The sequence below is a fragment of the Streptomyces sp. NPDC101776 genome (assembly GCF_044766845.1).
In the GTDB taxonomy this organism is placed as follows: domain Bacteria; phylum Actinomycetota; class Actinomycetes; order Streptomycetales; family Streptomycetaceae; genus Streptomyces.
In genome coordinates, this window is record NZ_JBIWMV010000019.1 from 88,727 (window position 1) to 99,579 (window position 10,853).

A 10,853-nucleotide genomic window follows, 5' to 3' on the forward strand; every position below is an offset into this window, starting at 1 on the left:
CAAATAGAGGGGGAGCTGTTTCGTGTTGTCCGGATACGCCCGAAAGCCGGGTAAGCGAAGAGAGCTGATACGCCGACTGGCGCTGATGCCCGCACTGACAGGCCTGTTGCTCACCGTTCCCGCCGTTTCGGCACGTGCCGACGATCCGGCTCCGAGCGATCCGATGCTGGCCGCCCAGACCGAGGCCGTCGCCAGTGGCCAGGACGTGCCCGTCGAGTCGGTGACGACGGAAACCTCCGCCGTCACCGCCAACCCCGACGGCATGTTCACCTCCACCACCAACGTCATGCCGGTACGGGTCCTCAAGGGCGGTGTCTGGACACCGGTCGACGCCACCCTCGGCGCGAATCCGGACGGAACGCTGTCACCCAAAGCCACGCCGAACGGTGTCACCCTTTCCAGTGGCGGCAGCGGGCCCCTGGTCACCCTCACCAACCAGGACGGGCACAGCATGGCTCTGACCATGCCCTTCACCCTGCCCACGCCCACCGTCAGCGACGACACGGCCGTGTACAAGTCGGTGCTGCCCGGAGTGGATCTGTCCGTGTCGGTCACCGACCAGGGTGGCTTCAGCGACGTGCTGATCGTCCACGACGCCGCAGCCGCCGCCGACCCGCACATCAAACAGCTCACCGAGGCCGCCTCCACTCAGGGGCTGACTCTCTCCGCCACGGATTCGGGCGGCATGGACGCCACTGCCACCGATGGCTCCGTTGCCTACGTCAGCCCCCGCCCGCTGATGTGGGACTCCAGCACTCCGCCGAACGGGCTGACGGAGACCGCATCCGCGGCAGTCTCCCTCGCGACTGGTGACGCCCCCGCGACGTCTTCCGTCGACGGCCCTGGAGAGGGGGCCAACGTGGACGCAGTGCCGATGCGCACCACCTCCAGCGGTCTCACGCTGGCACCGGACACGGCTGTGCTCGACGACCCGGGCACGACCTACCCGGTGTACATCGACCCGTTCAGCAACCCCGTGAGCAAGACCTCCGGTCACTACGACGAGGTCTACTCCAGCTCCACCTGCTCGGACAGCCCGCAGTACGACAAGCCACAGCCTGTTGGCGAAGGCGTGGGCTATCAGCGCTGGGGCGGCATCTGCGGCACGGGTCTGGAACGCTCGTACTACGCCATCCCCACCAGCGGCCTCGATCCCTCCATGCAGGTCTACGACGCGCTCATCACGGTGAGCTCCACGTACGGGGCCAGCTGGGACTGCTCACAGAACCAGCCGATCACCTTGCACACCACCGGATCGATCGACTCCGGCACCGACTGGAACAACAAGCCCCTCCCCGTCGACGACAGCTACGACCCCGTCAAGACCACGATTCCCAGCGCGTCCAACTCCGGCAGCAGTTGCAGCGACCACACCGCGTCGTTCCAGGTGCACGACCAGGCCCAGCGGATAGCGACTTATCACAGCTCCAGCGGCGACTACTGGACCGTCGCCCTCTACGGCAACGAGAGCATCTCGTCCAGCAATGACGACTACCTGCGGATGTCCAGCAAACTCACTATGACCGTCAAGTTCGACATCCCCCCGGGCATCCCGACCGGCCTCACCACCACCCCACCCGCCGACGGAGCCGACGGCTCCTGCGTCACGAGCGGCGATGGCTGGATCGGCGCAGTCACCTCCTCCGACGCCGGAAGCAACGTCCAACTGCACTCCAAGGTCACAGCGAACGTCTCCGGCGAACTCGTGAAGGCGCACTATCACGTCTGGGACCGCACCGTCCTCGACTCCAGCGGCAACGCCTACAGCGACTCAACCCCCGACAGCGGTTACCTTTCATCCGGCTCGGACGCCACCATGCCGATCGGGTTCACGCTCAAGGACGGCCACGAATACGGCTGGGACGTCTACGCCCAGGACAACAACTCCACCCTGAGCCTGATCTCCGACATCAGCGACCACTGCTGGTTCAAGACCGACTTCACCCCGCCGGACACTCCGAATATCGCGGACAACTCCGACGTCCCGGCCGTCGGTACAGGCTCCACAGCCCACGGCATCTACACCGGCAGCCCTACCAGCTTCACCGTCACCGCGGCGGACGGCGCTCCCTCCGACAGCAGCTGCACGCCCAACGCATGCCTGTCGAGTGGCGTCGACCACTTCCTGTGGCAGATGGACAGCCAACCCACCGCCACCACCGGCACACCAGCGCCGCTCATCAGCACCGACAGCCAGGGCACCGCAACCGGCAAGATCCCCATCAATGCATTGCCCACATGGGGCGTGCATACCTTGTACGTTGCGGCCGTCGACGGGGCCGGCAACATCTCCCAGGCCCCAGCCGGCTACACCTTCACTGTGCCGTGGAACCCCGACACAGAAATCACACCGGGTGACATCAGCGGTGACGGCATTCCCGACCTGCTCGCCACCACCAGGAGCGGCGACCTCGAACTGATCCCCGGCGACACCGATCCCGCCCAGACCTCCACCCCCGCCCAGACCGGGCAGGTCAGCACTGCTCCCGCGATCAGCGGCCCGGTACTCGTCTCCACCCCGGCCGACTCGCCCGACGGAACCAGCTGGAACAACTACCTCGTCGCCCACCGGGGCAATCTGCACGGCGCGGACGTCGACGACCTCTTTGCCTACAACCGCAAGACGTCCCAGTTGTACGTCGTCCCGAACGACCTCGATCCGGTGAACGACAGTGCCGCCCAGCTCGACCCGTGGTCCAGTTTCCCCGGCTACATCGGCAAGCGTGCCGGCGACCCCGTGACCAAGGACCCCTGCCAGCCGACCGTTCCCGACAGCCGCTGCGCGGGCGCCGGATACGACCCGACCACGCCCTGGAATATCACCCAACTCATCGCACCCGGCGACGTCTACGGAAATCAGCAGGGCCACCCCGCCGTCATCACGGTGGAGAACGGCAAGCTGTGGATCTACCAGACCGACAACGGCAAGCACCTCGCCGACCCGATCCTTCTCGGTGACGGCGACTGGTCAGGCCTCACGCTGATCGCGCCCGGCAAGTTCCAGGGCACGCCCACCCTGTGGGCACGGGACAACTCCACCGGGGCGCTCTACAGCTACCCGCTCACTGTCGACGCCAACGGGCTGCCCGCACTCCTGCACGCCTCCACACACGCCAACCTGCCGCTGACCCTGTCACCGAGCACCTACCCCGTCGTCGCCTCACCGGGTGACCTGAACAGCCCGACCGGCGGACCCGACGGCAACCCCGACCTGTACGCCGTGGACATCCACGGCGGGCTCACGGAATACCCGTACATCCGGAGCAAGGTCCTCGTCTCCCCGCCCCAGTACATCTTCGGTGACCCCGTCTCCCTGGGCACGGTCACCAACACCGCCACCCATGGATGGACTCTCGACGACGGCACCGGCACTACCGCGAAGGACAGCGTCGGTACCCTCGGCGCCACCCTGAGCGGCGCCTCTTCCTGGACCACCGACACCACCCGCGGCAAGGTCCTCAACCTCACGGGCACCACCGGATACGCCGCCACGAGCGGACCGGCCGTCGACACGTCCAAGAGTTTCACCATCTCGGCGTGGGTCAACCCCGCGTCTCTCACGGCCAATTCGACCTTCGTCTCGCAGTCCGACAGCGCGGGCAACGCCAACGGACTCCAGCTGTACTACTCCTCCGCCAAACAGGCCTGGGCCTTCAGCCGCCACAACGACGACACCACCAGTACGTCCTTCACGGCCGTCTACGGAGGCACCCCGACCATCGGCCAATGGACCCACCTGGTCGGCGTCTACGACGCCTCCACCAACCAACTCACCCTCTACGTCAACGGCCGCCAGTCCGGCACCAAGGCCTACAGCGGCACTTCCTGGAACGCCGCCGGTCCCGTCCAGATCGGTCGCCGCCTCTACCAAGGCACCTACGGCGAGTACGCCGTCGGCAAGGTCAGTGACATCCACATCTACGACACGGCCCTGCCGCCCGCCGACGCCGCCGCGAAGGGCGACAACGCTGTTGTCAGCCAACTCGGCTGATCCACTAAGGGCGTTCAGGCGCTCGCCCAAGCAGTTCCTGGGCGAGCGCCTCGCGCTGATGGGGCCGTGAGTTTGCGCAGCTGCCCCTGACGGCGCCCCCAAGCACCGCCCCGTCAGAGCACGTCACTAAAATTCTCGATCCTCATACTCATGCTCGAAGTCGTCCGATTCTCTGGGGGAACCATCTTGAGACGCAGTACCTTCCTGGCGGCAGCCACGGCGACCGCCCTGTCCGCCACCCTCTTCGCGGGCCTCGCCCCGGCCCACGCGGACAACACCACCGGCGGCCCCGTCCTGTCCGACGCGGACGGCTGGTACGAACCGGGGCTGGTCTTCGTGACCGCGCACTCGGACCGGCCTCTCACGCACATCACGGCCCACTTCTATCCGCTGGACGCACCGGCGGGCGGACCGGAAGCCGGATCGACCGAGGACTTCACCCAGTACACCGGACAGGACGCGACGTCAGGGGTCTGGCGGGCGCCGGTCCATCTGGCCGACCTCGGCGACTACCGGGTCACCGTCGACCTTGAGGACGCCTCCGGCGCCACCGTCACCGGCGCCCTCTCACCGCACACGCTGCGGTATCAGACCCTGGTCAGGATCCCCGAGCTGACCGCCACCCCCGCCGTGCCGGACTATCTCCACCAGCAGGTCACCGTCAGCGGCACCGCCGTCGCCACGGACCCCCGCCACCCGGACACCCCAACTCCCGCCGCCGGCGTACCCGTCGACATCGAGACCGGGCGGGGGCGGGTGAACGCGACCACCACGGCTGACGGCCGCTTCACCGTCGCCTTCGTCCCCGTCCAGACGTCCATCGACCTGACGGCCGCTCCCGGGGCCTCCGTCAACTACCCGGGCGCGATCGACCTGTTGAGCCCCAAGAAGTCCCTGCACACCACCCAGGCACCCGTCCGCTTCAGCGCGAGCACGCACGCCCTGAACCTGAAGCAGGGCGCCACCGGCACCGTCACCGGCCGCGCCGAGATCCAGACCACCGCCGGCTGGCAGCCACTGCCGAACACCACGATCTCCCTCGCCGGGCTTGACGCAAGCAACCGTCCCTCCTTCGAGGTCGGCGAGACCACCACCGACAGCCACGGCGCCTACACGCTGCACGTCTCCTCCTACAACGCCGCCCCGGCAGCCGAGCTCATAGCGGGCACCGACTACATGCCCTTCCAGCAACTTGCCACCGAACCCTTCAGCCTCCATGTCGCCTACGCCACCCACCTCGACATGAGCGCGGACCTCACCGACACCTCGTCCCTCAAGGTCTCCGGCTACGTCTACTACGAAGACGCACGCGCCCACTGGCCCGCCAAGCCCACCGTCACCCTGCAGTACTCCAAGGACGGCAAGAGCGGCTGGAAGAACGCGGCCACGATCCCCATCAAGATCCGCTACAACAAGCCCCTGTTCGAGGAGGACTTCGCCCGCACCCTCACCACGACGAACACCAACGCCTACTGGCGCGCCCGCTTCGACGGCAATCCCGACCTGGCAACCAACACCACCAAACCTGTCCACCTCTACCGCTACGCCACCCGCATCACCGGTTTCCATGCCTCAGCGAACCCGGTCCGCAAGAACCAGGCGTTCAGTTTCGCCGGCACCCTTCAGTACAAGAACGGCACCACCTGGAAGCCGTTCTACGGCGGTTCCCCCACCCTCTACTTCAAGCCCCGTGGCTCCACCACATACCGCTACGTCACCGAACTGGGCACCGACAGGCACGGCCACCTCATCGGCATGGAGACCGCCAAACAGGACGGCACCTGGGCCATCGCCCTCAGCCGCCAGACCGGAGACCACTACCTCAGAAGCGCCCAGGTCACCGACTACGTCGACGTCCGGTGAACTGCCGCCGATGCCATTCGCTGCCGGGTTCGTGGGCCACCCGCCGGAGCGCGCATCCTCCGTGACTTGTAGGTCTGCCACAACAGGTGTGGAGGGCAGGTGGAGGCGGCGATGCTCGTGGCCATAGCGCTCGTGGTGGCCGCCCGGTGGCCGGACGCCTTTGGACGGTGCATCACGAGGTGGTACAGGCCAACCCGCGGCGCATCCTCTGATCAGGCAGAACGTCACTGGGCAGCACGACCAGGCACCGCACAACACGGTCGCTCATGGTCTCGTAATGCGTAGGTCTCGGGTTCGAATCCCGAAGGCGGCTCTGCCGAAGCCTCAGGACTCACTCGCCGTGACCTGGGGCTTTTGCTTTTGCCGGATACGGCGGCGGGGGCGGGTCAGGTTGTTCCGGGGCGGGCCGGAACATGTCCCCCACGCGGCGCATGGCGTCCTTCGAGAGGTGCGAGCGTCCGTTGACTTAGCGGCGGGTCCGACCTCCGGCGACCTCCCGCTCACCCGGCCGGCAGCGGCGGACAAATCGGCATCTGCGGCAGAAGTGACGGCGCCGCCGCCTTTGTCGTCGATTCCGGTGGGCGGGGTCGGGGCCGTTTTCTCGAGACCTGTTCATTCGGTCCTGGGTGACCTATTTTTTGGGTCCTCGGCGCGACTTGTGCGGGGATCATTTCTTTGTCTTGAATTGCCTGTGCGGAGCTTTCCTGCGGGGGTGATGTGTTGCCTGTTTGTACAGTTCAGGCTGCTGCGGATCGCCCTGTGGAGGGTGATGGAGCGGGCCATGGAGGCCGCCATCGCTTTTGCACAGCAAATTGAAATGATTTTGGGATGGCTTTTTAACGTCCATGACTTCTGATGGGCTTCTCGTTGTACCGAACAACCTGCACCGCTAGATTGTCAGGCAGCAGCCTCCTCCAGTATTGAGTGGAGTTGTCGGTGCATAAGCAGACAGTGGGCGAGTTACTCGAACACCTCGTGTCCGGTGCATGGTGAAACTCCTCGTGCTGGGTGCGCTGGGAGTGGAACTGGCGGACGGCGACGTCGTCCATGTGCGGGGCTTGCAGGCCACGCTCATCACGGAGTTGCCCGCCGCGGAGTCCGTGGTCGTCTCCACCGACCGGCTCGCGGACGCGCTCTACGGTGATGACATCCCGCGCCAGCCGCTGCGCGCCGTCCACGCCCATATGACGCGGCTGCGGCGGGCGTTGCGGCAGTGGGAGCCTGAAGTGCCGGGCGCGGAAGGTCTGTTGGCCAAGGCCACGGGATACCTGCTGAAGGTCTCGCCGCTGGAGTCGGACGCCGGGCAGTTCCTGGCCGAGTTGACGTGGGTGCGCGCCCTGGAGCCCACGGACGCCGGTGCCGCCCTGGAGATCCTCGAACCCGCCCCGCACGCCGTGTTCGCCAGCGGCAGGCCGCTGCCCGGGCCCGTGGACGCGGTGATGGAGAGCGTCGGACGCGCCACCTGGTCCCACTCCCTGCGCTCGGCCCGCCCCGGCGGCACGATCGTCGTCACCGGCGCCATCTCGGGCGCCGACCCGATCGCCCACCTGAACCGGATCTTCTGGAACGAAGCGCTCTCAGGATCGTCGGCTCCACCTCCGGCACCCTCGACGAACTCCGCCGCCTCCTGGCCCTCATGACCCGGCACGGTCTGCGTCCCGACATCGCCGACGAACTCCCCTTCGCCGACGCCCGCAAGGGCTTCGAACGGCTTCTGGACGGCGAGGTCGTCGGCAAGATCGCCTTCCACTGGTGACCCGCCAAGCAGCGACCCGCGAAGCAGCGACCCGCGAAAGGCGCCTCACATGAACCGTTCCGTCCTGATCACCGGTGGCAACCGCGGTATCGGCCGCGCCATCACGGAGGCCTTCCTCAAGGAGGGCGACCGCGTCGCCGTAGCGCACCGGGGCGGGGGCGGGGGCGGCGACGGACCGCCGGGCGCCCTCGACCCGCCGTGTGACGTCACGAGCACGGAGCAGGTCGACGCCGCGTTCGCCGCCGCGGAGTCGGCCCACGGGCCGGTGGAGATCCTCGTCTCCAACGCCGGGATCACCGACTCCGCGCCGCCGGCCGCCCTGGCGGAGGACCGGTTCGGCCGGGTCCTGGACACGAACCTCACCGGGGCCTACCGCGTCGCCAGGCGCGCGAGCCGCGGCATGGTCAGGCTCCGGAACGGCCGGATGGTCTTCATCTCCTCGGTGCTCGGCACGGGCGGCCGGCGCGGTGCCGCCAACTACTCCGCGTCCAAGGCCGGTCTGGTCGGCCTCGCCCGCAGCATCGCCAGGGAGTACGCCGCCTACGGCATCACCGCGAACCTCGTGACGCCGGGCCTGGTCCGCACCGAGATGATGGAGGACATGCCCGAGGAGATGCGCCGACAACCCCTGGACCGGACCCTCCTCAAGCGCCCGGCGGAACCGGAGGAGATCGCCGACGCCGTCCTCTGGCTCGCCGACGACCGCTCCCGTTACGTCACGGGAGCGGAGATCCACGTCGACGGCGGCCTGAGCCTCGGCGCCTGACGGGCCGTCCGACTCACGAGTTCCGGGGTCGCATGGCAACGCCCGCCCCTACGCTGCGAGTTGTGCGAGACGTACACGATCGGAACAACCGTCGGAACCCGGACGATCAGACGCCCCTCTCCCGACTGTCCCGCCGTACCGCCCTCACCGCGCTGGCGGTGGTCATGGCGCTGCTGTGGGTGCTCGACGTGGCCGCTGTCGTCGGCGCCGCCGGGCTCGAGGGGAACGGCGTGTGGTGGCGGGTGCTGCCCGGTGTCGTCGCCGGTGCCGTACTGCTGTCGCCCGGCAGGCCGCCCGCGTCGACCTGGGGCGCGGGGGTGGCCGCGGCCGTCTCCTGGGCGGTCACGCTGGGGCTGCTCGGGTCCGTGACGCCGACCTTCGCCGGCTGGGGCCTGCTGGAGACGCTCTGTCTGCTGCTTCTGCTGGTGCGTACGGCGCAGGACGTGCCGTCGCCGGGACTGGCCGCCGCGCTCGGCGCGGCGCTCGGTATCGCCGTGCTCGCGGCGCCGATGCGGTTGGACGGGAGCGGTGTCGTCTTCGCCTTCCTGCTGACCTTCCCCACGGGCGGTGCCGTCGGGCTCGGCTGCTATCTGCGCAGCCTCGACGACCGCAGAAGGCGCGCCGTCGCCGGGGTCCGGCAGAGCGAGCGGCTCGAACTCGCCCGGGAACTCCACGACTTCGTCGCCCACCACGTCACCGGCATCGTCGTCCAGGCACAGGCCGCGCGGGCGATCCGGGAGAGCGCGCCGGAGCAGGTGGACGTGCTGCTCGGGCACATCGAGCGGGCCGGGTCCGAAACCCTCCAGTCCATGCGGAAGTTGGTGCGGGTGCTGCGCGAGGACGACGCACGGGCGGTACGGCCCGGGGATCTCTTCGCCGAACTGGGCGAACTGGTCGCTGCGTTCGCCGAACGCGACGCCCCCGCCACCCTCAAGGTCGCGGCCGAGGTGCGGCAGGCGCGGCCCGATCCCGAGGTGGAGACGTCGGTGCGGAACGTGGTGCGGGAGGGACTGACGAACGTACGCCGGCACGCGCCGGGATCGCCGTCCGTGTCCGTGCGGGTCGGCCTGTCGGGCGAGGGGGACGGCGATGCCCGGCGGCTGCGCGTCGAGGTGCACAACGCGCCGCCCTCGCGGCGGACCGCGCCGCACGCCGAACCCCTCGGCGGGCGGGGCGGGTTGGGACTCGTCGGGCTGACCGAACGCACCGAGGCCGTCGGGGGCACCCTGCACGCGAGCCGGGCGGAGGACGGGGGATGGCGGCTTACGGCGGAGTTCCCGTTGCGCGGGGCGACGGCGGAGTCCTCGTCGCGCGGGGCTGTGACAGGATCGCCCGCATGACCGAGGCCAATGCCGGTGCCGGCGTGAGTGGTTCGGGGAAACGCATCCGGGTCCTGATCGCCGACGACCAGGACATGGTGCGCACCGGATTCCGGCTGATCCTCCAACTCCAGCCCGATATCGAGGTGGTGGGCGAGGCGGCGGACGGCGCGGAGTGCGTGGAGCTGGCCAGGAAGCTGCGGCCGGACGTGTGTCTCGTCGACATCCGGATGCCGAGACTCGACGGCCTGGAGGTGACCCGGCTGCTCGCGGGGCCGAAGGCCGTGGACCCGCTGCGGGTGGTGGTCGTGACGACTTTCGACCAGGACGACTACGTCTACGGCGCGTTGCACGGCGGCGCCTGCGGGTTCCTGCTGAAGGACGCGGGCCCCGGGCTGCTGGTGGAGGCCGTACGCGCGGCCTCGCGCGGTGACGCGCTGGTGTCGCCCGCCGTGACGGTACGGCTGCTGGAGCGGATCGGCGAGCAGCGGCCCGCGGCGGACGCCGCCCGGCGGGCTGCCGAGTCCTCAAGTCCACTGACCGGACGAGAACTTGACGTGGTCCGGCTGGTCGCCGAAGGCCGGACCAACCAGGAGATCAGCGCCGAGCTGTTCGTGTCGCTCTCCACCGTCAAGACGCATATGGCCAGCGTCCAGGGCAAGTTGAAGCTGCGGAACCGGGTGGAGATCGCCGCGTGGGCGTGGCGGTGCGGCGTGGTGGGCGACCGCTGACCGCCGCCGTCGCCCTGGCCCGCCTCGTCGTATCGCCTACTTCGTCAGGCCGTAGTCGAAGCTCACCCGGTCGCCGTGCACCCCGGTGACGGAGATCAGCATCTTCTTGGTCCGGCCCTTGAAGACGGCGGTGCACTCCACGGTGTAGTCCATCTTCGCGCGCAGCCCGCCGGGGCAGCTCACGGACTGCGGGCCGTCCTGGAAGAAGGGAATGGCGTAGTTCTCCTTGGCCTGCTTCTCGACCTCCGAGCGCGGCACCGTGTGATCGGCTCCGCTCGCGGTGGCGACCGACGAGTTGTCGAACACGCTCCAGGCGACCACGACGCCGGCGGCCAGGACGGCGGCCGCGGCCAGGGCGATGACGATGCGCTTCATACGGAGCTCCTCGATTCGCGGTGCGGCCGGTACCCACCGGCTGCTGTCCTCA

General features: G+C 68.6%; 7 protein-coding genes. 6 read left to right on the forward strand and 1 reads right to left on the reverse strand.

Going from position 1 to position 10,853, the window contains the following annotated elements; genetic code table 11:
- Positions 1 to 85: 85 nt before the first annotated feature.
- The 6 genes from ACIRRY_RS40025 (at position 86) to ACIRRY_RS40050 (ending at position 10,426) form a co-directional block, all read left to right on the forward strand.
- A complete protein-coding gene (locus ACIRRY_RS40025; RefSeq protein ID WP_403983204.1) occupies positions 86 to 3,991 on the forward strand; it encodes a LamG domain-containing protein in 3,906 nt (1,301 codons plus the stop codon).
- Positions 3,992 to 4,177: 186 nt separating this feature from the next.
- A complete protein-coding gene (locus tag ACIRRY_RS40030; RefSeq protein ID WP_403983207.1) occupies positions 4,178 to 5,854 on the forward strand; it encodes a hypothetical protein in 1,677 nt (558 codons plus the stop codon).
- Positions 5,855 to 6,840: 986 nt separating this feature from the next.
- Complete coding sequence (locus ACIRRY_RS40035) at positions 6,841 to 7,494, forward strand: hypothetical protein (RefSeq protein ID WP_403983210.1); 654 nt, start codon at positions 6,841 to 6,843, stop codon at positions 7,492 to 7,494.
- A 165-nt stretch (positions 7,495 to 7,659) separates the two neighbouring features.
- A complete protein-coding gene (locus tag ACIRRY_RS40040) occupies positions 7,660 to 8,376 on the forward strand; it encodes an SDR family oxidoreductase (protein WP_403983212.1) in 717 nt (238 codons plus the stop codon).
- A gap of 62 nt (positions 8,377 to 8,438) precedes the next feature.
- A complete protein-coding gene (locus tag ACIRRY_RS40045) occupies positions 8,439 to 9,716 on the forward strand; it encodes a sensor histidine kinase (protein ID WP_403983214.1) in 1,278 nt (425 codons plus the stop codon).
- On the forward strand, positions 9,713 to 10,426 hold the full coding sequence (locus ACIRRY_RS40050) for a response regulator (protein ID WP_403983216.1): 714 nt from the start codon (positions 9,713 to 9,715) through the stop codon (positions 10,424 to 10,426). The genes ACIRRY_RS40045 and ACIRRY_RS40050 overlap by 4 nt, the downstream gene beginning before the upstream one ends.
- A gap of 36 nt (positions 10,427 to 10,462) precedes the next feature.
- On the opposite strand, the gene ACIRRY_RS40055 is transcribed toward ACIRRY_RS40050, so the two are convergent.
- Complete coding sequence (locus tag ACIRRY_RS40055) at positions 10,463 to 10,801, reverse strand: DUF4333 domain-containing protein (RefSeq protein WP_403983218.1); 339 nt, start codon at positions 10,799 to 10,801, stop codon at positions 10,463 to 10,465.
- Positions 10,802 to 10,853: the final 52 nt, after the last annotated feature.